At 38.9% G+C, this 24,476-nt stretch carries 20 protein-coding genes and 1 tRNA gene; 14 read left to right on the forward strand and 7 right to left on the reverse strand.

What is annotated here, in order from left to right:
- Window positions 1–31: 31 nt before the first annotated feature.
- The 4 genes from ABDW32_RS04800 to ABDW32_RS04815 all read right to left on the reverse strand — a co-directional run bounded on the left by ABDW32_RS04800 (window position 32) and on the right by ABDW32_RS04815 (window position 5,003).
- Window positions 32–559 (reverse strand): DUF1080 domain-containing protein, encoded by a 528-nt coding sequence (locus ABDW32_RS04800; RefSeq protein ID WP_343559973.1) that lies wholly within the window; start codon window positions 557–559, stop codon window positions 32–34.
- Between the two features lie 236 nt (window positions 560–795).
- Window positions 796–2,106, reverse strand: coding sequence for a Gfo/Idh/MocA family oxidoreductase (locus ABDW32_RS04805; protein ID WP_343559975.1), 1,311 nt, complete (start codon window positions 2,104–2,106; stop codon window positions 796–798).
- A gap of 91 nt (window positions 2,107–2,197) precedes the next feature.
- Window positions 2,198–3,241 (reverse strand): LacI family DNA-binding transcriptional regulator, encoded by a 1,044-nt coding sequence (locus ABDW32_RS04810; RefSeq protein WP_343559977.1) that lies wholly within the window; start codon window positions 3,239–3,241, stop codon window positions 2,198–2,200.
- A gap of 865 nt (window positions 3,242–4,106) precedes the next feature.
- Window positions 4,107–5,003 (reverse strand): AraC family transcriptional regulator, encoded by an 897-nt coding sequence (locus ABDW32_RS04815; protein ID WP_343559979.1) that lies wholly within the window; start codon window positions 5,001–5,003, stop codon window positions 4,107–4,109.
- A 120-nt stretch (window positions 5,004–5,123) separates the two neighbouring features.
- On the opposite strand from ABDW32_RS04815, the gene ABDW32_RS04820 reads away from it, so the two are divergent.
- The 4 genes from ABDW32_RS04820 to ABDW32_RS04835 all read left to right on the forward strand — a co-directional run bounded on the left by ABDW32_RS04820 (window position 5,124) and on the right by ABDW32_RS04835 (window position 12,961).
- The gene (locus ABDW32_RS04820; protein ID WP_343559982.1) at window positions 5,124–8,327 is read left to right on the forward strand and encodes a TonB-dependent receptor; all 3,204 of its coding nucleotides are present in this window, start codon (window positions 5,124–5,126) and stop codon (window positions 8,325–8,327) included.
- Between the two features lie 24 nt (window positions 8,328–8,351).
- The gene (locus tag ABDW32_RS04825; RefSeq protein WP_343559984.1) at window positions 8,352–9,998 is read left to right on the forward strand and encodes a RagB/SusD family nutrient uptake outer membrane protein; all 1,647 of its coding nucleotides are present in this window, start codon (window positions 8,352–8,354) and stop codon (window positions 9,996–9,998) included.
- A gap of 460 nt (window positions 9,999–10,458) precedes the next feature.
- Complete coding sequence (locus ABDW32_RS04830) at window positions 10,459–11,499, forward strand: trifunctional transcriptional activator/DNA repair protein Ada/methylated-DNA--[protein]-cysteine S-methyltransferase (protein WP_343559986.1); 1,041 nt, start codon at window positions 10,459–10,461, stop codon at window positions 11,497–11,499.
- A 37-nt stretch (window positions 11,500–11,536) separates the two neighbouring features.
- Window positions 11,537–12,961, forward strand: a complete 1,425-nt coding sequence (locus ABDW32_RS04835) for an MFS transporter (RefSeq protein ID WP_343559988.1) — start codon at window positions 11,537–11,539, stop codon at window positions 12,959–12,961.
- A gap of 297 nt (window positions 12,962–13,258) precedes the next feature.
- Here ABDW32_RS04835 and ABDW32_RS04840 read toward each other — a convergent pair.
- Window positions 13,259–13,331 (reverse strand) — tRNA-Lys (locus ABDW32_RS04840).
- Window positions 13,332–13,448: 117 nt separating this feature from the next.
- Window positions 13,449–14,309 carry a peptide chain release factor N(5)-glutamine methyltransferase gene (prmC, locus tag ABDW32_RS04845; protein ID WP_343559990.1) on the reverse strand — a complete coding sequence of 287 codons (861 nt, stop codon included), beginning with the start codon at window positions 14,307–14,309 and terminating at the stop codon, window positions 13,449–13,451.
- Window positions 14,310–14,342: 33 nt separating this feature from the next.
- Between prmC and ribD the strand changes: the two genes are divergently transcribed.
- Window positions 14,343–15,386, forward strand: a complete 1,044-nt coding sequence (gene ribD / locus ABDW32_RS04850) for a bifunctional diaminohydroxyphosphoribosylaminopyrimidine deaminase/5-amino-6-(5-phosphoribosylamino)uracil reductase RibD (protein WP_343559992.1) — start codon at window positions 14,343–14,345, stop codon at window positions 15,384–15,386.
- A 71-nt stretch (window positions 15,387–15,457) separates the two neighbouring features.
- A complete protein-coding gene (locus ABDW32_RS04855) occupies window positions 15,458–16,738 on the forward strand; it encodes a DUF2851 family protein (RefSeq protein ID WP_343559994.1) in 1,281 nt (426 codons plus the stop codon).
- Here the strand turns inward: ABDW32_RS04855 and ABDW32_RS04860 are convergent.
- On the reverse strand, window positions 16,735–17,385 hold the full coding sequence (locus tag ABDW32_RS04860) for an ankyrin repeat domain-containing protein (protein ID WP_343559996.1): 651 nt from the start codon (window positions 17,383–17,385) through the stop codon (window positions 16,735–16,737). The genes ABDW32_RS04855 and ABDW32_RS04860 overlap by 4 nt on opposite strands.
- A 349-nt stretch (window positions 17,386–17,734) precedes the next feature.
- Between ABDW32_RS04860 and ABDW32_RS04865 the strand changes: the two genes are divergently transcribed.
- The 8 genes from ABDW32_RS04865 (at window position 17,735) to ABDW32_RS04900 (ending at window position 24,461) form a co-directional block, all read left to right on the forward strand.
- Window positions 17,735–18,304, forward strand: coding sequence for a UbiX family flavin prenyltransferase (locus ABDW32_RS04865; RefSeq protein ID WP_343559998.1), 570 nt, complete (start codon window positions 17,735–17,737; stop codon window positions 18,302–18,304).
- Window positions 18,305–18,519: 215 nt separating this feature from the next.
- Entirely contained in the window at window positions 18,520–19,788 is a 1,269-nt protein-coding gene (locus ABDW32_RS04870; protein WP_343560000.1) for a dihydroorotase, read from the forward strand.
- A 3-nt stretch (window positions 19,789–19,791) separates the two neighbouring features.
- Complete coding sequence (locus tag ABDW32_RS04875; RefSeq protein ID WP_343560002.1) at window positions 19,792–20,466, forward strand: hypothetical protein; 675 nt, start codon at window positions 19,792–19,794, stop codon at window positions 20,464–20,466.
- 2 nt (window positions 20,467–20,468) lie between these two features.
- Window positions 20,469–21,071: a DUF4199 domain-containing protein gene (locus tag ABDW32_RS04880; protein ID WP_343560004.1), complete on the forward strand. Its 603-nt coding sequence runs from the start codon at window positions 20,469–20,471 to the stop codon at window positions 21,069–21,071.
- Between the two features lie 99 nt (window positions 21,072–21,170).
- Window positions 21,171–22,121 carry a glycosyltransferase family 2 protein gene (locus ABDW32_RS04885; RefSeq protein WP_343560956.1) on the forward strand — a complete coding sequence of 317 codons (951 nt, stop codon included), beginning with the start codon at window positions 21,171–21,173 and terminating at the stop codon, window positions 22,119–22,121.
- 6 nt (window positions 22,122–22,127) lie between these two features.
- Window positions 22,128–23,255 carry a glycosyltransferase family 4 protein gene (locus ABDW32_RS04890; protein ID WP_343560006.1) on the forward strand — a complete coding sequence of 376 codons (1,128 nt, stop codon included), beginning with the start codon at window positions 22,128–22,130 and terminating at the stop codon, window positions 23,253–23,255.
- Window positions 23,256–23,520: 265 nt separating this feature from the next.
- The gene (locus ABDW32_RS04895) at window positions 23,521–23,688 is read left to right on the forward strand and encodes a hypothetical protein (RefSeq protein ID WP_254846203.1); all 168 of its coding nucleotides are present in this window, start codon (window positions 23,521–23,523) and stop codon (window positions 23,686–23,688) included.
- Window positions 23,685–24,461 (forward strand): MBL fold metallo-hydrolase, encoded by a 777-nt coding sequence (locus tag ABDW32_RS04900; protein WP_343560008.1) that lies wholly within the window; start codon window positions 23,685–23,687, stop codon window positions 24,459–24,461. The genes ABDW32_RS04895 and ABDW32_RS04900 overlap by 4 nt, the downstream gene beginning before the upstream one ends.
- Window positions 24,462–24,476 lie beyond the last annotated feature (15 nt).

Raw genomic sequence — 24,476 nt, forward strand, 5'->3', positions numbered from 1 at the left:
TGGAATTTTGAGCTTTTTGGCCTATTATGATCTAAGGGGAAATCAACGCTGCGATCTGTTCACCACATGTGACACCGGGTTCCAGCGCAATCAGCTTAAAATTACGAAAATGAATCTCAGACCCTTCGGATTCGAGACAGAGATAGCCTTTTTTTATAGTTGAATTGCGTATCCCGTTGACAAATTTTCCGTTGACGGCCAATTTGATCGTGCCATCAATACATACGATGGTGTATTTGTTCCATTCGCCTTTTCCCTTAGCCCTATTTTCTATGGATTTGCTCCGTGTACCACGGGGGCTGTCGGGTATTGTGGTAACACCACCTACCCCAAATAATTCGCCGTGCACGTAGGCAATTGGCGCTTGTTTGCCATCAATATGGTTCTGATTTACCCAGTCCAATTCGAGCATTTGTACTTCTACGCCTCCAGGCAGCCTTCCGGCTGGATCCGGTTTGGCATCTGACCAAACGAAGATTCCGGAATTACCGCCAGCGTATTGATGGTTCCATTCGACATGGATGATGAAGTTTTCGTACTGTTGCAGAGCGCACGACACCTATTGGTTTTCCTTTGCAAATAAGATTACCCTTCTCCATGCGCCATGTATCAGGGTCTGTATTGACATTGATCCAATGAATTTTTTCTGTGTTCTTCTTGTTTAGTATCCAGTCCTCCCATTGGACTTCCTGGCCAAAATTGAATAGTGTATTGTCTTGCGCAAGGAGGTTACTATTGTTAAGCAGTAAAATGCTGCAAATGCAATAAATAAGTCTTTTCATAAGGTTTTAGAACTTAGCTAAATTTTGTCTTTCCGGGTGTAGCAATAGAAGGTCCATCTATGTTGAGCTCCCAGTGATAAGACGATAACTCAGGACCAAGATTTTCTTTCGAATTTATCACTTGATCAAAGGTTAGGTTTTGACCTGTATAGCCCGCCATGCGCGCCCAAATAGCGAGTAGTGTACTGTTGGTCATCCACTCGCCATCATTAATCGGTTTGTTGCTTCTGATTGCAGCAAACAGCTCATCATGTTGCGTTTGGTACATATTGTTTTTTGCACCGGTGTAATTCCAGTCCATTTTTCCGGTTATTGTATGTTTTCCGCCAATGACGACTTCGGCTGCACCTTCTGTTCCTAGCATGCTCACCGAATTTCTAGGGGTGGCTCCTGCTTGTTGTCGACAGAAGTGTGTCCCTATTGCTCCATTTGCATACTTAAATTCTATGGCAAAATGGTCGTAGATATTTCCATATTTTGGATCTACACGGACTTGTCTGCCGCCGGTGCCCATCGCTGAAATGGGCATGACGTCACCCATGGCCCAAGACATCATATCTAAACTGTGTACGGCTTGTTCTACAATAAAATCACCTGAAAGCCAATTGTAATAAAACCAGTTTCTCATTTGTTGGGTCATTTTATTCCATTCTGGACGAGGTTCGATATAGGTCGCCTCGCCGCCATAGCGAAATGTACTGACTGATCTTACCTGGCCTATTGCTCCTTCCAACACTTTAGTAAATGTAGCCCGGTTCGGAAGATCGTAACGGAAGCAGAAGCCAGAAACAAGCGATAAGTTAGATTCTTTCGCTTTTTTTACCGATTGCAACACGCTATGCAGTCCCGGTACGTCAACAGCCATAGGTTTTTCACAAAAGATATGTTTTTTTGCATTAACGGCAGCTTTTAAATGTAGTGGTCTAAATGCTGGTGGGGAGGTGAGCAATACCACATCTACATCACTATTAATGACTTTTTCAAAGGCATCGAAACCTAGGAACTTGTTGTTTTTATCAACTTTTACCTGTTTTGGGCGAACTTCCATCAAAGCGGCATAGGATTCGTCCATACGGTCCTGGAAAACATCTGCCATAGCAGTAATCTGACAGTTTGCATCAGCCTGTAAGGCTTGGATTGCAGCACCTGTGCCTCGGCCGCCACAGCCTATTAGTCCGACTTTAATGACTTGGTCTTTTGATTGCCTTGTAAAAGATAACAATGAGGAGGTAGGAAGGGAACTTCCGAGGGCAATAATGCCGGATTTCTTTAGGAATAATCTCCTTGAGTTTTGTGCTGGATGGTTATCGGAATCGAATGACATATTGAAATTTATGTTTATAAATGAATATAATGGTGTTAAGTTGCTGACAGACGTAATATCTTTTTTGTATGGATCCAAAAATGGATCATGATTATCCGGGAAATACAGAAGTTGATTTTCGATGCTCAATCTTGCAGTCTAGAAAATAAGTTTCAAATTCAAAATAATTCTTTTTATTTCTCTTTTTCAACATTTCGAGCAGTAGCTCTACAGATTTATCTGCCATAAGACGTGTAGGTTGGGTAATCGTTGTCAACGATGGGTTTAAGCTATTTGCAAAAGGTGTGTTGCTGAAGCCGATTAAATTCATGTTTTCTGGAATTTTTACCGCAAGTTTATTTAATATATGTAATACTTTGAGCGACAAGGTGTCCGTTGTCGATAGAAGGGCATCTGGAGGGGATGAACTGCTCAATAAGCCACTTATTTTTCTTTCGAGTTCCTCGTCAATATCATCTTTGGGGCTTGAATATGATATTTCTACAATATTTTGCTCGTTATAGGGAATAGAGCAATTGAAAAGTGCGTCTCTGTAGCCCTTAATTCTGCTGGCGTTCCCTCCGATATCTTTACATAGCAGTAAAATAATGTTTTTACGGCCATTTTTTATCATTTCTTCTGTGGCTTGATAGATTACTTTATTGTTTTGGATACCAATTTTAAAAGTATCAAGTTGGTGATTTATCCGGTCAAAAATAATAATCGGACATATTTGGTCCATGATATACATCAGAAGGGATAAGCTGGAATCATTTTTTACAGGAGAAATAATTATACCATCGATATTACTTTGCACGCAGAGTTCTAAGGCCTCTTTTTCTTTTTTTTCATCGTTGAACGTCTGGAGTAATATGAGCTGGTAATTTGTTTTGGATAATGTAAGGGAGATTTCTTCGTAGAAATCAAAGAAAAATGAACTTGAAATAAAAGGAACGATAATAGCCAATGTGTTTGAACGCCCCGTTTTCAGGCTTTTTGCCGAGAAGTTTGGTATGTAGTTGATCTTCTGCGTATAGGCTAAAATCATTTTTTTTGTTTCCGCACTGATTTCATGACTATCATTAAGCGCTTTGGAAATAGTTCCCGGTGAAAGGTTTAATTGCTTTCCAATCTCTTTTAAGGTAACTCTTTTCATGTTCTCTTTCCTCTCCTTTATTTTATCATTATTCATGTGCTATCCGCTATTGAAATAGGGATGAAAATATATTATGAATGCTGCTTCGCTGGTTTAATTGTATTCAGATGATGAATTATAAAATTATAAAGATAAGATAAAAAAAAGTTTTTCAAATGAAGTTTGCAAAAACGACTATGATTCGATAGAAAAGCGTATTTACCGCTGTGGGGAAGAGAGGTTTGGGAAAAAGCAGCGAACATGAAAAGCGGATACAGAATCTTTCAGATTTCAGGAAAGATTCTGTCCCGTGTATTATTTTGACCCACCGAAAAGCTTACTGATTAGCCAGATGACTAGCGCAACGACAACAACAACAATGAGTATACCTGTCCAAACACCGGCTTTAAAAATACTCTCTATCACGGAGCAACTCGTCATTAATAAAAGAGTACTTGACATCAGGGAGAAAAGCGCTATTTTTTTCATAATGTATCTATTAATTATTTGTTTCTATGTAATAACGACAATTTAAAATGTAAATAGTTTTCAATATATTAATTATCGTGCGAGTAGCTTGTTCTTTCGGTTTACGTACACTTTACATTATCATTAGGAAGAGGCGGCTGCGCTGCAAAAATAAAGTGATGGGCGTGCTTAAGGTCAAGTCAATACGTATTGTAAGAGCAGAACTGTTGATTTGGAACAGTTCCGAATTGTTTAGATCGTGTTGCGAGTAAAAATAACAGAGTCAGAGAATGTGATAAAGTCAGATCGGAGCAGTTAATCGTTAAGTATACTAATTGAGCTGATCGCTGGATATAATTCGTTTTTTTGTCCATCAAATAAGGCGATTCGATAAAAAGGAGCAAAGGCATGGACTATTTTATGTTTTGCTAATATATTTATTTCGGTATTCCTTCGGTGATATGCCCATTACCTTGGCGAATAAGCGGGAGAAATAATAAGGGTCTTCAATACCTAACTGATAGGCAATTTCTTTTATGCGCATGGAAGTGAACTGTAGGTATTGACAGGCTTTCTGAATCTTGAGATGATTGAAATACTCTATCGGTGAAAAGCCTGTTTTCTTTTTGAACAAAAATGCATAGTGCGACATGGAAATATGCACATGAGCGGAGATATTCTGAAGAGTAAGTATGGATGACATATTTTGTTGCATGTATAAGATGGACTGATGGATAACATCAGTCTCATTATCTATTGAAGAAGCTTCATTAAAAATAGGGTCGAACAGAAAGGAAGACAGGAAATGCAACAACAGCATATTGACATAGCTTAGGTTGTCACGGCTGTAGCCACGTTCTAAGTGTTTATATAATTCATTAAAAAGATGAATGCGGTGCTCATTATAAGGAAGTCGGCCAAAATAGGTTCCAGCTCTTTGGAAATAGGTTTGTATAAATGCATCGGCAGTTTGGCCCTTAAAGTGGATCCAGTAAATTGACCATGGATTATTTTCGTCTGCAGCATAACAGTTGGCTTCTCCAGCGGGAATAATAAAGAAATCACCAGGACTAATTAGAAATTTTTTATTTCCTACCTTGGCCCAGCCAAATCCTTCTATATTATAGATCAGAATATGTTGGTCTATCCCTTGCGCACGCATTCTATAGTGAAATTTGGCTTTCGGGTAATAGCCAATATCCGTCAGATAGGCGCCGGCTATGAGTGGGTTGCGACTACAGTATTTTGATAGAATAGTTCGAGGCAGTACTATGGCCCGTTGGCCGTCGAATCCATCTTTTTTCTTTTCGATCATAGGAATTGGTTATCGTAAAATAATCCATCTTTATAAAATATCCGTCCATGTTTTACGCAAACGTTTGTTTATAGCTTTACAGTGAACCTAAGTTCAACTTTAACCAAACTTTGTAAACGTATGAATTTTTTTTTACCAAAACGAACAGTTGGGATAAAGCCACTAAAAGTGATATCAGGCTTGGTCTTATTGTTCCCGTTGTCATCGGGTATGCTGCATGCAGAAACTAAGCGGTCTATCTATATTTCAGATAAAAGGCGCGCCGACACCCTCACTGTTCGAGGAAAGATCACAGACCATCTTGGCACGCCTTTGTCAGGAGCCTCCGTATTACTAAAAGGGACGAAGATCGGTTCAGTTTCCAATGCACAAGGTCAGTATACCATTAAACTGCCAAGAACAGAAGGCATTCTGGCCTTCAAATTTATAGGCTATACCGAAAAAGAGGAAGCTGTTGGAGGTCGGTCCACAATAGATGTTACATTAGCGGCGGATGATTCAAAGCTCAAGGAGGTCATTGTTGTAGGCTATACGACCAAGGATAAGGCTTCCGTTACAGGTTCTATTTCCCAGATCGACAGCAAAGCATTTGAGTCCCGGCCTTTGGTGAATGCCTCCAGTGCTTTACAGGGAGCGGTTTCGGGTTTAACAGTAGTGCGGAGCAGTGGACAGCCAGGGCGCCAAGGCTACGATCTGCAGATCAGAGGTTTTTCTTCTGTGAACGGAAATAAGCCATTGGTGCTTATCGATGGAGTAAATGGGGATATTTATAGTCTAAACCCAAATGATATCGCAAGTGTTACCGTATTAAAAGATGCTGCCGCATCGATTTACGGTGCGCGTGCAGCTGATGGAGTAGTGCTAATTACGACAAAGAAAGGCGCAAAAGGTATTCCGCAGGTCAGTTATTCCGGAAATTTTGGAGTTAAAACGCCGGACTTTCTCAAGAAAGTAACATCAACCCTACAGTTTGCCGAAATGACAGATGAATCCCTGAAGAATGTGGGACTGGAAGGCCTGCCCGCCGGAGTAATGGATAAGATTAAACAAGGTGCGTCTCCAGATCCCAAAGCAGGTTGGGTAACCTATCTACAGGACTATCCTGGATTTTATACAGATAATGACTGGAACAAAATTGTCTATGGAAATGCGATACAGCAGAACCATAATCTGAGCGTGAATGGAGGCGGGGAAAACAGTTCGTATTTGTTTTCTGCTGGTTATACGAATGATAATGGGGTATTTAATTATGGGAAAAACTACACCAACCGTTATAACCTCCGTATGAACTACGACTTTAAGCTCTTGGACAAAATCAATGTACAGACCAGAAACAGTTACAGTAATGATATTATCCATGAACCTTCTTCGATTGCGGATGTCATGCATAATATACCACGGATATTCAATTTTGTGCCTTTAAGAAATCCTCTTGGACAGTATTATACTTATCAGGGGTATGTAAATCCTGCACAGGAATTAGAAGAAGGCGGTAAGCGGCAGACAAATTCTTCTGGGTTTGCTTTTAATGTGAAGGCTGATGTAGAGTTGTTAAAAGGATTGAAGCTGACGGGCCAGGTGGGAGTGACCAATAATAATTACTATGATAATGGAAATTATAGAACTTTTACCGAATACAATTATGAAGGTGGTCTGCAGGGGTATAGGAACCCGCTAAATTCAGCTTATTACATCAGTAACAGGAATATTTATAGATCTTATACCGGTTTTCTGGAATATGCCAGGACTTTCGGCGAGCATAATTTCAATTTGATGGCTGGTACTTCTTTTGAGAAATATACCGATCTAGGTCAGTCAGTGAGCGCATCCAACTTTCCGGGAAATGAGATTTTTGCCCTTGGACTGGCCGATCAAACCAAAGCTGATTATACAAACTTAAGCGGTTATGATACCGATTGGGCATTAGACTCTTATTTCAGTAGGTTGAGTTATACGTTCAAAAATAAATTGTTCCTGGATGCTACTCTTCGTATAGACGGAAGTTCTAAGTTTGCGCCGGACCAGCGATGGAGCGCAGTATTTCCCGCCGTTTCTGCAGCTTATAATCTAGGTCAGGAAAAATTCATAAAGTCATTAAATTTTATAGATAACCTAAAATTTAGGGCGTCTTGGGGTAAAGCCGGTAATCAGGAGATCGGTGCATTCGGTAATTACGGATATATTCCACTTGTTTCTATCAGTGGAGGTTACCCTCTTGGAGCTCCAAATGCCAGATTACCAGGGGCAGTTTCTGGAATTGCGTCAACGACCAGGACATGGGAAACGATTGAGACCACCAACTTTGGACTTGATTTTGGTTTTATGGATAACCGTTTGACCGGAAGTTTTGATGTTTACGATAAACAGAACAGGAATATGTTGGTGAATGTACAGGTGCCGGTTACCCTTGGGGGAACACCCCCAAGCCAAAATCTTGGTCATTTGGTTACGCGAGGTTTTGACCTTTCACTTGGCTGGAAGGACCAAGTCGGTAAATTTAGATATAGCGTGACCGGTATCCTCAACGATAGTAAAAACAAACTTGTGGAACTAAAAGGGAATGACGTGTTAAAACAAGGGTTGAATTTTGCGCACCAGGGATATTCTTTGAATAGTTATTTTGGGTATGAAGCTGCAGGCATCATTCAGAATGCGGAACAATTGGCAGAATATAAGAAACTAGGAGGCATTCCCTCTAATATTGGAGTGGGCGATATGATGTATAAAGACGTGGATGGAGATGGAAAGATCACAGCGTACGGTGATCCGGTCAAGGGGTCGAAAGGGGATATGGTAAACCTAGGTAGTATTTTGCCAAGATATACTTTCTCTCTAAATTTTAACCTGGCCTATTCCAATTTCGATCTATCGTTGATGCTGCAAGGTGTTGGGAAACAGGTGAATATAAGGGATGGTTCTTTTGCCGTTCCTATGAGTGCTATTTACTTTCAGCCTTTGGAATATTTCTATAAAAAATCATGGACCCCAGAGCATACAGATGCCAAGTATCCCCGCTTGATTCCGGGTTCAGTAGGTTTTGACAATTTGCTGAACTATAACTGGCAATACTCTTCCATGCGGGTAAATGCCCTCTCTTATCTAAGAGTCAAGGTGATTACACTGGGCTATAATGTGCCGGAAGTTTTCTGTAAACGCCTACGGCTGAATGGTATCCGTTTGTATGTTAGTGGCCAAGATCTATTTACCTTCTCTAAAGGTACTTGGGGGCGTTCGTTTGATCCGGAAGAGGGGTATCAAAACTCAAACGAGGTTACTTATCCTTTTACCAGAGTAAGTTCTGTGGGACTGAATATTAAATTTTAAGAATCTATTCAAAAAGATATTGTCATGAAACATTTTTCTATACTATTGTTATGTGGCCTGCTCATGACCGGTTGTAAAAAGACACTGGATCTGAAGCCAAAGGACACGCTGTCCGATGTTACTTTCTATAAAACTGCCGCAGATTTTAAACTAGGGGCTAATGGTCTGTACAATTCCCTTGTTGGTTTTAATTTCAGTGATACAGAATCTGATATTGCTTTCAATGTGGCGAATGCCATCAGTGATGGTGATTATTTGCCGCCAGATGTATCTTCGACTTGGACGAATGCCTATTATTATATCCGCAACGCCAATAATATTATTGCCAAAGGTGAAGGATTGACTGATCCTGGTATTAAAAACTATGTTGCAGAAGCCAAGTTTTTTCGGGCATATAATTACTGGCTGTTATTTCGTCTGTATGGCGGTGTGCCATTGATTACCAAAGTGCTCGATGTTAATGATCCCGACCTGTATACTGCAAGGTCCGAAAGAAAGGAAACAGTGGATTTCATATTGAAGGATCTTAGCGATGCGGTAGCAGACCTTCCTGTCAAGAGTGCACTTTCGGTATCGGATGTGGGACGTATTACCAAGGGTAGCGCAGAATCTTTAAAAGCAAGAATTGCCTTGTTCGAAGGGACATGGCAGAAATTCAGAAATGGTAATGGTCTTGATTATTTAAATATGGCTATTACTGCGGCGGAGCAGGTCATCAATAGTGGTGAATATGCATTGTTTACTGGTAAAGGAGCCCAAAGTTACCGTTACCTTTTTATTGAGGAAGGGGACGATTCAAAGGAAAGTATATTGGATCGCCGATATGAAGTCAATATTTCTGGGCAGCAATATCCTTATTCGGTGGTGGGTACAGTATGCTACCTGGCCACTAAGAAGTTGGCGGATATGTATTTGTGTAAAGATGGGCTGCCGATAACAAAATCCGGTCAATTTAAAGGCTATCAGACGGTAAGTTCCGAATTTGATAACCGGGATCCAAGAATGACCATGACTTTACTGATTCCCGGTACTGCCATTATTGAAGTTTTCAATCCGATTGTTCCTGTTGTAAACTGGCCTAATTCACCACAGCGCAATGCCAATACCGGTTATATCACCTACAAATACCTTTCAGAAAATGTATATGGGAATACTAACAATGGTGATAATTTCGGTTATGACTGTCATATTATCCGATATGCCGAAGTATTGCTGAGCTATGCAGAGGCGCTATATGAAAAGAATGGTAAGCTGTCTGATGCTGAACTTGACAAAACAGTAAACCTGTTGCGTGCTAGAGCGGGGATGCCAGCTTTGAAAAATGAATTTTTATCTGCCAATGGGTTGGATATGAGAACGGAGCTAAGGCGGGAGCGGAATGTGGAGTTCGCGCTAGAGGGCTTTCGCTATGATGATATCAGGCGTTGGAAAACAGCTGAAAGTGAAATGATTCAGGATATTAAAGGGATAAAGATCAAAGGTTCGGCATGGCAGAATATTGCGCCATATAATGGAGCAGGCTTCCAAGCCAGAACTGATGCGAATGGTTTTCTGATCGTTCAACCTGCTTCGGCAAGGAAATTTGATCCTGATAAACATTATCTACGGCCTTTGCCAACCAGGGAGGTAGCTTTATATAATGGGAAGCTTTTACAAAATCCGGGCTGGTAAAAAAGGTTTTGAGGCTATAAACAAGAAAAGCTAATCGTTTGATTAGCTTTTCCTTTGTAATCCCGATGGGATAAAAATGATTCATTATTGGGAGATCTTAGACGTTTAATTTATTTTTTGCATGGAAACAATATCTAGTATTCTTTCCTAATCTTCTGAAATCTTTTTAATAGTTGAAGAGGAAAAAGATGAATTCTCATCATTACAAAGTGCTACCTAATAAAATCCACCACGTGAAATATGAACAGACTTACATGTGTGCATGAAATCAGCTTGTTCTGCTTAACAGCTAGCGCAATATTTGTTAATTTTAATTCATACTGAAATCAGGCAAATACCTTGAAACTACAATTTCTAGGTAAATCAAAATTTATTGATAAAAAAATACTTGTTAATTTTTCGGTTGTCAAAGGAAAGCGTTACCAATAAATTTGTTTCATAATTATAAATAATAGCAATCATGGAAATGAGCTTTGAACAAATGTATAAAGCAATTATTGCAAAAGATATAAATTATGAAGGCATCTTTTTTACTGCAGTTAAAACAACGGGTATATTTTGTCGTCCATCGTGTACCGCACGAAAACCGAAGCCGGAGAATATTGAATTTTTTAAATCTACAAAGGAATGTATCTTAAAAGGATATAGAGCTTGTAAAGTTTGTCGTCCCCTTGAATTGTTAAATGAAACGCCTCAATACATCAAACAAATTATTGACGAACTGTCTGTTGACCCAAGTTTGAAGTTTAAAGACTATGATTTACGTCAGCGTGGTGTAGAGCCTAATCAATTAAGGCGATGGTTTTTAAAAAATCATGGAATCACTTTTCAAGCTTATCAGCGCATGTATAGAATTAATTCGGCATTTAAGAAAATTCAAAATGGAGAATCTGTAACAGATGTTGCTTTCAATTCGGGCTTTGATTCGTTAAGTGGATTTGGAGATTCTTTTAAGCAAATTTTTGGGGTTTCTCCTAAAAATAGTAAACAGCAAAATATTATTGATCTAAAACGAATCGAAACCCCTTTGGGTACCATGTATGCCTGTGCGACGGAGGTAGGTATTTGCTTATTGGAGTTTACGGATCGTAAAATGCTCGAAGGGGAGTTTAAATCACTTGCAAAGGCACTAAATGCAACCATTATTCAGGGTAGTAGTTTGCATTTCGATTTACTAGAAAAAGAGCTTAATGAATACTTTGAGGGAAAACGAAAAGAATTTACAGTCCCTCTGCATACTCCTGGCTCGGAATTTCAAAATAAGGTTTGGAGAGCTCTTAAAGATATTCCGTATGGCGAAACAAAATCCTATAAGCAACAAGCCGATTATATAGGTCGTCCGGAATCTATTCGAGCTGTTGCAAATGCCAATGGGATGAACAAAATTTCCATACTAATTCCCTGCCATCGTGTCGTCGGCGCAAACGGAAGTCTCGTAGGCTACGGTGGGGGAATCTGGCGAAAAAAATGGCTTCTAGAACTAGAAAGTCAGCATTCTTAGTATACCTTTTTTCAACGATTATCAATCTTTTATCTCTATGAAAACTACTGTAAATAAGTGGTTGGCACTCCTTATTGTGCTTACCGCCCCCTTGTTGTATGTTATTGATATTTTTATAATCAATATTGCAATTCCAACTATTAAAACAAATTTACATGCTTCAGATGGCGAAATACAATTAGTAATTGCTTCTTATTTATTGGGAAGTGCTTGTTTTCTAATAACTGGAGCAAGAGCTGGTGATTTCCTGGGTAAAAAGAAAGTATTCTTTTGGGGAATGTTCGCCTTTACAATCACATCGTGTATTTGTGGCTTAAGCCAAAATGCAAATCAATTAAATATTGCTCGGTTTTTTCAAGGTGTGAGTTCGGCGTTCATGGTAACGCAATCTATTTCATTAATACAAGTTTTGTTCACAGAAAGCAAAGAAAGAGCAATTGCGATTGGCTGGTATGGCATAACATTAAGTATTGCTGCCATTATTGGACAAGTTTTAGGCGGATACTTGGCTGAAACACATTTTCTAATTGATGGTTGGCGATTAATATTTTTTATTAATCTCCCAGTCGGTATATTATCTCTATTTGCCATCCATCGTTATTTAACCGAAACGCCAAAATTAGAAAAAGTAAGATTCGATTATAATGGGGCTATCTATTTAACTATTGGTTTGGCTTGCATGATATACGCCCTGACTGAAGGTAGGGAAGATGGATTTCCGCTGTGGTTTTATATACTCGCTTCTTTGTCCATTATATTTTTGCTTAGGTTTATTGCTGTTCAAAAAAACAAGCTACTGAACAAACAGGATCCTTTAATCGATATTTCATTATTTAAGTTAAAAGATTTTAAAATAGGATTATTTGCAGTACTATTTCATTTTATGCTACATACTGCCTATTTACTGATTGTTGCTGTTTATTTACAAAACGGTTTGGGAATTTCAGCACTAGCTTGTGGTATGTATTTTATTCCGCACGCTATTTTATTTATGATTTCATCTGCATTTGCAGGAAAACTACTACCTAAATATGGTAAGCGAGTTCTGCAATTAGGTTTGATCATTATCTTAATATCGTTCGTGTTACAAATTATATATTTTTCACATAAAGACATTCCCTTTGTTTCTATGCTATTTTTGGGACTATATGGATTGGGAAACGGTTTAGTGCTTCCATTTCTATTAAATATAGTACTGGATAACGTCGAAGAAAAGGATGCTGGAGCAGCTTCTGGAATATTTTCTACGTTTCAACAGATAGCATCTTCACTGGGGATTAGTATAATAGGCGGAATATTCTATACCGTACTTGATAGTAATTATTTTAAAAATAATTATCTGTTGGCTTTGCAAGTAGGTCTTTCAGTGGGAATTATTTGTTTGATGGTTGTCGGATTTATGTTATCGAAATTAGCTAAGTCCTATAAACCTGAGACTGCTACTGTACATAGTATGGAGTGAATAGCCTCAATTCCGTTAAATAAAAAAAATCTACAGCCGCACATTTCCCGCGCAGATCCTTGAGCCTCCATAGGATCGAATTCTGCCGACCCTTCTTTCGAATCCTTATCTCTTTAACAAGAAAAAGCTAATCGTTTGATTAGCTTTTTTCTTTGTGATCCCGCTGGGATTGGCTCAGCCGCACGTTTCCCGCGCAGATCCTTGAGCCTCCATAGGATCGAACCCTGCCGACCCTTCTTTCGAATCCTTATCTCTTTAACAAGAAAAAGCTAATCGTTTGATTAGCTTTTTTCTTTGTGATCCCGCTGGGATTCGAACCCAGGACCCATACATTAAAAGTGTATTGCTCTACCAGCTGAGCTACGGAATCCTTTCTGTTTTTGAAAGTGATGCAAAGGTAGAAATTCTTTCTATACGCTCCAAATAATCGGCTTTTAAATTTGCTTACTTGAGCTTAACTGTCTAATAAATAAAAAGATTATTTTTTTTAGACTTTCTTCTTCGCATGGATTATCCGGTCAGCACCATGGATATCCTTAATCAGTTGTACTTGTTGGAAGCCCTTTTTCTCGATGAGATCCTTCGTTTCGGAACCTAAATATTGATTAATTTCGAAATAGAGATCGCCATTAGGCACCAAATGTTTTAATGCAAAAGATGAAATTACGTCATAAAAGATCAACGGTGCACTTTCTTCAATGAACAAAGCGAGTTCAGGTTCGTAATCTAATACATTTTGCTGCATGTGCTGTTTTTCTTTTGGGGTGATATAAGGGGGATTAGAAACAATAATATCGTATTGTTGGTCTGAAAATATGTAATCCCACTCTAAAATATCGGCATTTATGAAATGCACCGGTTGCCCGAGCCGTTGGGCATTTTTTTGAGCGGTATGAATGGCTTCTTTGGAAATATCCACTGTGGTCACCTTTGCCTCATTTAAGTATTTTGACAGGATAATAGGGATGCAGCCTGAACCTGTTCCGATATCAATAACCTTTAACCGAGATGAGTTAGTATGCGTTTTTATAATTAAATCAACCAATTCCTCCGTTTCTTGTCTTGGTATCAAGACCGATTCGTTGACTTCAAATAACTCACCATAAAAATCTGCTCTATTTAAGATATATTGTATAGGCCTGCTTTTTTTGAGATCCTGTAAAATATTCAAAAAGCGGACAGAATCTGTTTCTGATATTAAATCACCTTTATGCTGTTGATAGGCTATTCTTTTTATACCCAATAATTCTTCCACGACAAGTAGAAATATGGATTTTATTTCTCCATTGTCATATATGGACTTTAATTCATGCTGAAACGATAATTCGAAATCTTGAAGTATTCTCATGCGTCAAAGGTACGATTTTCATAGATTTGCATTATGAATATGCACAAGCAATATATGCAACGTTGTTTGGACCTCGCTCAGCTAGGGGCGGGATCTGTGAGCCCGAACCCTATGGTTGGTGCCGTTATTGTCCATGAGGGCCAGATCATAGGAGAAGGGTACACTTCGCCTTACGGCGGTCCGCATGCTGAAGTAAATGCCGTTAGTCAGGTGATGGACAAATATGGAGATAATGCAAAGGATTTATTGGCTGCAAGCACATTCTATGTCAGTCTTGAACCCTGCGCCCATTATGGTAAAACACCTCCTTGTGCCAATCTGATTGCTGAACTAAAACCGCTAAAGATCTTTATAGCCTGCTTGGATCCCTATGCCAAAGTCAATGGCAGAGGCGTTGAAATACTCAGAGCAGCAGGTATTGAGGTAGAAATCGGGCTTTTAGAGAAAGAGGCTATCTGGGTTAATCGCCGTTTTTTTACACGGATTAGCCAACATCGCCCATATGTTATTTTGAAATGGGCGCAATCTAAAGATGGTTTGATAGGGAAAGAAGATAAACAGGTATGGATCAGCAACGCGGCTAGTCAGCAATTGAACCATCGTTGGCGGGCAGAAGAGGATGCAATTTTGGTGGGAACCAATACTGCTCAATCGGATAATCCTAGTTTAACCGTGAGGCATTGGAAAGGTAAAAATCCAATCCGTGTGTTAATAGATCGAGACCTGGTTATTTCCCCTACGGCCAACATCTTTAGCGAAGAAGCTGAAACCATTGTATTTAATGCAAAAAAAACGGATTGGCAAGGGCATATAAAACATATTGAACTTGAAAACTATGGGCTCTATTTGCCTCAAAATATCCTTTATCAATTATATTTGATGGACGTGCAGTCTATTATTATTGAGGGCGGAGCGAAGACGTTACAAACTTTTATTGATGCAGGCCTTTGGGATGAGGCGCGCGTATTCCAGTCCGATACAGAACTGCGTGCTGGCGTGCCCGCTCCCCAATTAATAGGTGAGGTTTTTGAAAAATATTTGATTTCCAGTGATTTGCTTACGATCTATGTGAAATAATTCCAATAAATTGTATATTTAAAAAATTATAAACCTTTGATCTACTTGATCTGATTTTTTAGAATACAATTATGGTGACAGAAAACTTAATGCAGTTTATCTGGAAACTAAGGCTATTCAATGCGATAGGATTGCAAGCCAGTAATGGAGAGCCACTGACGGTGATAAACCTTGGTCAGCATAATCTGAATGCAGGGCCAGACTTTTTGATGTCTCATATCATCCTTGGAGACAAAGAATGGTACGGAAATATTGAAATGCATATTCGTTCGTCGGATTGGGACCGACATCATCATCAGGATGATGAAACTTATAATAATGTCATACTTCATGTTGTGTGGATAAATGATAAAACCATACACCGAAAGGATGGAACTGTAATCCCAACGATGTTGCTCTCTGAATATGTAGATCAGCACTTACTCGATAAATACTCGACAATGATGAATACCACAAACTGGATTCCTTGTCAGTCACAGCTCCATTCCGTTAGTGCTTTAAAGAAGACAATGTGGCTGGACGCCTTATCCTACGAACGTCTGGAAATGAAAGTTCAGGCGATCTTTAATCTGTTGGCTGATTATGAAAGCGATTGGGAGAAGGTGTTCTGGATCTGGATGTGTAGGAGTATGGGGCTGAAAGTGAACGCCGAGACATTTCACGAACTTGGGGAGAAACTTCCATTACCTCTATTGCAAAAATATCGTTCTGATACCTTGAAGATCGAAGCAATTTTTTTTGGCACAGCTGGTTTTTTGTCCAGTGATGGAGAGGACGGATATGTGAATATGCTCTATAAAGAGTTTAGTTATCAACAAAATGTTCATCAGATCACGCTGGTTAACGGCGGGTGGAAAAAGTTGAGAATGAGGCCCTACAATTTTCCTGAACTTCGTATAGCCCAACTGATCGCCTTGTTTAGCCAAAAATCATTAAGTCTTTCAAGGATTTTAAATCTGGAGAGTATCGAGGAAGCACGATCGTTGTTTCAAATTAACGAATTAAATGAATATTGGAAATATCGTTTTTCGTTAGGAGGAAAACCTTCCGTTGGTCACTCAGGGAAGATAGGGAAGGGTACGATCGATGTTCTTCTTATTAATGTTGTTGTACTGTTTCTTTTTGCTTATGGCAAATATTTTGGCATTGAGAAATATATCGATAGAGCGATTCACTTTTTGGAAAGGTTACCCGCAGAAAAAAATACGGTCATAAGAAGATTTGGGGAATTCGAATGGCTTGCAGAAAACGCATCGCAAAGTCAGGCCATATTGCAGTTGAAGAAATTATACTGCGATAGAAAACAATGTCTTTGTTGCAGGATTGGTGCCGAAATTTTACGAAGTGGCTAACTCGAGAGTATTTCGGCGATTTCTTTATATCCTTTTTCCGAAGCGAGATCTGCCGGAGCCAGTCCTGCCAGGTTGACAATCTTGGTATCTGCGCCAAATTCCAATAGGGCTACAATGAAGTCAATATTTCCGAATTGGGCGGCAAAATGTAAAGCCGTTTCACCTGTTGCCTGAACGGCATTGACATCGGCATCGGCCTCAATCAGCATTTTACCGATTTCCTCGTTATTATTGGATGCGGCAATATGTAAGGGATAGGTAAGTTGTTCGTTTCTACTGGCTACATTCGGGTTTACTTTTTTGGAAAGTAACAGACGGACGATATCAGCTTTGTTGAAATAGGTTGCCAGTAACAAAGGTGTAAAACCATGGGACGACCATTCGTTGACAACGGATGGAGCTTGATGGATAATAGCTTCTACGTACGATGTCAACCCTGCAGCACAAGCCTCATGGATCGTCATTGTTTTGGTATGCTGCAGCAGGATTCGGACAATTTGTGGTTTGTTATAATAACATGCTAATAATAAGGGTGAAATACCATGACTGGTTGTCTCTTGTAATAATTCGGGATTTCCAATCAATAATAAATCGATGTCATGACTTTTGCCCTCTTCAATATATTGCTCTAAAACAGAAAGGTTCATTTTTCAAATGTAATTGCGTAACTCTTCCACTAAAATAAGTTTTATTAATGAAAAATAAACGTTTGGATAGCCAATTTATTTGCTGTATTTAGAGGTCATAAAATGACGAAAAAGTTTTGGGAGATCAAAAATTGAATGATTATACAGATGCGAATCCTGCTGAAATAGGCATTTTTTTTAAATTTATATACACAAATGTGTAGTAATTCATATAATATTTTTGAAAATTAAAAAGTAGATGTACTTTTGTTAAGCCCCTCCCAAGGGCATGTTTTTCATAGGTAGATGTAGGGTCGAGTGTTTCTCACTTCGACCCTTTTTTTATAGCTTTGTTTTATATTTAAAAGAAATGTCCAAAAGAAAGATTGTTGTTGCTATTACTGGAGCGAGTGGCTCTATATATGCGAAGTTGTTGCTGGAAAAACTGAATTCGCTAAGATCACAGATCACAGAGGTTGGCATTGTGATGTCAAATAATGCGAAGGATGTCTGGCGAGCCGAATTGGGCGATGAGAGCTATCAGGATGTCCCTTTTAAATTCTATGATAAAAATGATTTTTTTGCTCCCTTTGCATCAGGTTCAGCGCGTTTCGATACAATGATAGTTTGCCCCTGTTCTATGGGGACCTTATCACGAATTGCGTATGGAACTTCATCGGATCTGACTACGCGTGCTGCGGATGTGATGTTAAAGGAGCGGCGAAAGCTTATTTTGGTTACACGTGAGACGCCGTTAAGTATTATCCATATTCAGAATATGAAACTTGTCACTGAGGCGGGAGGGATCATTTGTCCAGCTTCTCCGTCATTCTATAGCCTACCCAAAACATTGGAAGAGTTGGCTGAGACAGTGGTCGATCGAATTTTGAGTTTAGCCGGATTTGATTTTAAACATTATCAATGGGGGGAAAACTCCTAGTGAATGTTTACTGAAATCTATTTTTAGTGTTCTATAATAAAATTGTATTTTGTAACTTTGTTTCTCGAAATGAAGCAATCAAAGGCATCACGCGAAAACTCTGTTTATAGCTATACAATCTATAGTGATAAATCTTTTTTTTGTTTGTCATCACAAAACACCCTATATGCTTCAACAGACAATTTGTATCCTATTAATTTCAATCACATTCATATATGAAAAGCTTATTGATTACTTCTGTTAAAGTAATTTTGCCTGGTAACGAACATCATCAGCAGACTGTTGACATATTCATCGAAAAAGGAAAGATTACGCAGATTGGAAATACCATCAAAGTAGCTGATAAAAACGTAGAGACCATCGACGGAACGGGTAAGCTGTTATCGCCCGGATTTTTCGATTTACATGCCAATTTTGGGGAGCCGGGTTTAGAAACAAAAGAAGATATCCAAACTGGGACAGCCGCTGCCGCTGCTGGAGGTTTTACTGCCGTTGCGGTGATGCCTAATACGGAACCAGCAATTCAGAGCCGATCTGAAGTAGCGCTTGTAGTCAATGCTGCGAAAGGAAATATTGTCGATGTACATCCTATTGGTGCAATTAGCAAGAAGCGGGAAGGTAAAGAAATGGCCGAGCTCTATGATATGAAGCAGAATGGGGCGGTAGCTTTCAGTGATGGAAATAGAAGTGTGCAACAAGCGGGCTTAATGAGCAGAGCGTTGTTGTATGCTAAAGGATTCGAAGGACTGATCTTTTCACATGCCGAAGATGAGTCTATGGCAGGAGGAAATAAAATGAATGAAGGGGCGATGAGCACCTATTTAGGAATGAAAGGAATTCCTAATCTCGCAGAATCATTAATGGTGTCCCGTGATCTGTATCTTGCCGAATACACGGAAGCTCCAATACATTTTGCTTCAATCAGTACACCTGAAGCTGTGGATCTGATCAAAAAAGCAAAGGCAAAAGGGCTTCGGGTAACTTGTGACGTGGCGGCTCATCAGTTGGTTTTTACGGATGAAGACATCATAGGTTTTGATAGTAACTATAAAGTCAGCCCGCCGTTAAGAACCAAAGCTGATGCCAAGGCGCTTATTAAAGGTGTAAAGGAAGGTGTAATAGACGCGGTAGTATCACAACATACTCCACAGGAGATAGAATTTAAAAATGTGGAGTTTCATATCGCAAAAAATGGCATTATAGGATTACAAACCGTATTACCGTTATTGGTTCGTGCTGGATTAAACGAAGAGCAAATTGTAAACAGTCTTTCGGTTAGACCAAGACAAATCCTGGGTTTGCCGGTTCCGGAAATTAAAATAGGAGCTACCGCAAATCTTGTATTGTTCGACCTTGCGAAATCCTGGAATTTCGATGAAAAGACAAATAAATCCAAATCAAAAAACTCTCCACTATTCGGACAGACATTAAAGGGGGCTGTCGAATTGGTCATCAATAATAATCAAATCATTAAAAACGATTAAACCATGGAAGCAAACATAAAAGCTGCTGTTGAAGCTGGTATTTTAAATTATGGAAAAGTTGACGAGATTGATACAGCCCCAGAATTTCTGGCAAAAATCATTCAAGTATTTAATACTGAAGCTAGTTATCTGGAGAAATTAGAACTTCTGGATCAATCTTTTGACGATTATCCGTTATTTGACGAACTTCGCGAGGTCTATGTTGACTTACTATTAATGAATTTCTTTTCGAATGACGTGCTCAAGCTTGAAGATGATTACCTGGATTCAGAAGAATGGGAAGCAATCGAAGATGAGACAATAGATCGTGGAACTGAATTGTTGAATATTTTCCTTTACTTAGGCGAATGTAAAGATGATGAGATAGAACCGGAACTAGATGATTTCCTAAAGGAGTTTTTATTGGTTGATGAAGATGAATTTCAGGATGAGCATGAAATCTATGAAGATATCATCGCCAATCAGATTCTAGTGGATAGTCCATATGCTGAAATAGCGAAAGTGGCGAAAGGTGTAAATCCTCGAAGCGAAGTGTATGAATTGTTCTATCCGGTAATGAGTTTCTTTAGTGAATTGAAACCTAGTGATAAACAATTTGAGGAGTATGCTGCGGCGTCAAATAATAAAGCGTTTGATTTGGCTCTTTATAAAGTTCTTAGCACTTATTACAATAAATAAATATGGCAGATTCAATTAACCCCAGCAATGCCGGATTCGATGCGGTAATTAACAAGAAAAAGAGTATTATCTATGGCATCATTCTGGGCATAATTTCTTTTATTCTTGGATTAGTCGTTTTGTTCGTGGTTAAAGACCTGAATTCCTTCTGGGGAGTTATGTCTATGTCATTTATTGTCAATACGGGTATATTTGTTATTATATCTGCATTGTTTTCCTTTTCTCTTAGAAAAGCGAATGGAGGCTACTGGAGTTTTTCCGTAGCGCTCAAATCCATTTTTATGATGTTGGCTGTTTCGACGATTATTTCGACCATTGGAACACAGGTGTATGTAAATTTTGTGAATCCTGCTTTACAAGAGAAAGTTGTGACCCATACCATTAATGTGACCATTGAATATATGGAAAAGAATAATGTACCTGATGAGGTCATTGATTCCAAAATTGCCGAATTAGAAAAACAGGTTGAGGCGATTGGGAAGATAACCTTGGGCCAAATTTTTAAAGGTCTTGCGATTACATTGTTGTTCCAATTTGTGTTTGCATTGTTATTGTCTGCACTTTCAAAAAGAGAAAAGCCTGTATTTGTGCAGCCTACTAAGTAGATTTTTATAAAATAAAATATAGCGCATAAGGTATTGCTAAGAAAAGTAATACCTTTGTTTGTATTAAAATAGTACATTTTTAGCATGATTAACATTCACATGGATATTTCTGTTGTTGTTCCGTTATTTAACGAAGAAGAATCTTTACCCGAATTGACTGCCTGGATTGACCGGGTAATGACGGCCAATCATTTCTCTTATGAAATTATTTTGGTTGATGATGGGAGTAAAGACAACTCCTGGAAGATCATTGAAGACTTAAAATTGCAAAATGGCAATATTTCGGCCATCAAATTCAGACGTAACTATGGAAAATCCGCCGCATTAAATGTTGGATTTGCGGCAGCGCAGGGTGATGTAGTTATCACAATGGACGCAGATTTGCAGGATAGTCCAGATGAGATCCCTGAACTGTATGACCGAATTATGAATAAAGGTGCCGACCTGGTCTCGGGTTGGAAACAAAAACGCTATGATCCATTAACAAAAACAATTCCGACCAAATTATTCAATGGTGTAACGCGATCAATGTCGGGGATTCATAATTTACATGATTTTAACTGCGGTCTAAAAGCCTATAAAAAGGAAGTAGTGAAGAATATAGAGGTCTATGGCGAGATGCACCGCTATATTCCCGTTATCGCAAAATGGGCCGGATTTACAAATATCCAGGAACAAATTGTTCAACATTATCCACGTAAATACGGAACAACGAAATTTGGACCGGGACGTTTTGTTAAAGGTTTTTTAGATTTGCTGTCCATATTTTTTGTTGGAAAATTTGCGAAACGGCCTATGCATTTCTTTGGTGTCATGGGGGTTATTAGCTTTTTGGCCGGTTTATTTATCTCCATCTATTTAATCTGCCACAAACTAATGAGCATTGCCAGCGGTACTCCATTTAGGGATATTACTGATCAACCTTTATTTTTCTTTGCATTGACAGCGATTATTCTAGGAACCCAATTATTTTTGACAGGATTTTTAGCGGAACTGGTTTCAAGAAGTAGTTCGGAGCGAAATGATTATCAAATTGAAAAAGTCATTTAATTCAGTATGCGCATTGTGATTCTGGGCTCTGCTTATCCTCTGAGGGGCGGGGGAATTGCTTCTTTCAACGAACGATTGGCGGCTCACTTCCAAGAATTGGGGCATGAGGTGGATATTTACTCGTTTACTTTACAGTATCCCAATTTTCTCTTTCCGGGTAAATCCCAATACTCAGACGAGCCGGCTCCCACTGGACTGAATATTAAGACTAAAGTCAATTCGATCAATCCGCTGAATTGGCTTAGGGTTGGAAGGGAACTTCGGAATGCTCGATATGATCTACTTATCGTTCGTTTTTGGATGCCCTTTTTTGGTCCTTGCTTAGGCACTATTCAACGGCAGGTACGAAAAAATAAACATACTAAAATTGTCTGCATTGCGGATAATATCATTCCTCATGAACAAAGATTCGGAGACAAGTTGCTAATCCGGTATTTCTTAAAATCGGTTGATGCCTGTGTTACGATGAGTAAAAGTGTGCTGACGGATTTAAAAATGTTGGGCCCACAGATACCTGCCGTCTATACTCCGCATCCGCTTTATGATAATTATGGGGTTCATTTGAGCAAACCTGAAGCACGTAAATTGCTCCATATTGACCCGAAAGACAAGGTTATTTTATTTTTTGGATTTATCCGACACTATAAAGGTCTGGATATGCTGTTGGAAGCCTTAGCAGATGCACGGCTTCGGGATTTAAATATCAAATTATTGCTGGCAGGAGAGTACTACGGAGATCCAGCTCCCTATTTAGCGCTTATTAAAAAACATCATTTGGCGGAGTCGATCTATATGCATACCGATTTTATTCCGAATCAGGAAGTTGGTCGATATTTTTCGGCAGCTGACTGCGTCGTATTGCCCTATCGCAGTGCAACACAAAGTGGCATTACCCAGGTGGCCTATCACTTTGATTTGCCCATGATTGTTAGTAATGTGGGGGGGCTTCCTGAATTGGTACAAGATGGTTATGTGGGCTATGTGGTAGAACCCGATGTTGATAGTATCGCAACGGGAATCGCGTCTTTTTATCGCCATGATAAAGAGAAACAATTCAGAACAAATATCATTGATGAGAAGAAAAAATATAGTTGGGATACCTTTTGTAATGAACTTCTTAAGTTGATTGATTGATATTGATCAATCTGGATACATTCATTATCCGTTTAAAAAAGGAAATTCTACTATCGTCTTCAATTTCCAAAAAATGTATGAAAGTGAATTTATTTGTAAATAAAAGCAAATTTATCTAAGTTTGGAATACCGAGGAAGAAATTAAAAAGGAGGAGAGATTTTGTTGCCGTTTACACAGAGTAGTTTAGTAAAGATAGAGGAATTTTTTAAAGAACAGGGCTATAAAGTTAGGTATGAAAAGGGCTCATTTCGTACAGGGGCCTGTATGTTACAGGCAACAAAGGTTGTAGTTGTGAATAAGTTCTCTAATTTGGAGATAAAGATCCAGTCTTTATGGAATATTCTTTTGGATGTTGAGATTGATGCAACAACTATTTCAGAAAAACTACTTCCGATTTATGAAGAGGTATTGAAATCAAAAACAGCAGTTTGAGAGTAACATTTTTAGGAACCGGAACATCACAGGGAGTACCCGTCATTGCCTGCCAATGTCAAGTTTGTCTATCTCAGGACAAGCGTGATAAGCGATTGCGTTCTTCCATTCTTGTTGAATATAATAATCACACGCTCGTCATTGATACAGGTCCTGATTTTCGCTACCAGATGCTGCGGGAGAAAGTAATGCATCTTGATGCTGTATTAATGACGCATTCTCATAAAGATCATATAGCCGGTTTGGATGATGTTAGGGCATTTAATTATCAACAGCATTCATCGATCTCGATTTATGGAACAGACGCGCTTCACGAAGCTTTAAAGCGTGAATTCTATTATGCTTTTACAGAAATTAAATATCCGGGAGCTCCTCGATTAGATCTTGAGGAAATAAAAGCCGGCGAACCATTGCTCTTGTTTGGCAAGGAAATTATTCCCATTGAAGTGTTGCATTATAAGATGCCTGTGCTTGGATTCAGGATAGACGATTTTGCCTATATTACAGATGCTAAGTTTATTTCACAAGAATCGAGAGAATTATTAAGTGGTGTTAAAATTCTTGTGGTCAATGCTTTGCAAAAAGAATCCCATATTTCTCATTTGACATTGCAGGAAGCCATTGAATTTGCACAAGATATTCAAGCAGAAAAAACCTATTTTACGCATATTGGACACCGGATGGGCCTACATGCTGAAGTCTCAGAAGAGTTACCTCCAAACATATATTTAGCTTACGATAGACTGCAGATCAATCTTGACAATTCTATTTAATATAAAACTATAGTC

Source organism: Sphingobacterium sp. (genome assembly GCF_039596235.1).
Taxonomy (GTDB): domain Bacteria; phylum Bacteroidota; class Bacteroidia; order Sphingobacteriales; family Sphingobacteriaceae; genus Sphingobacterium.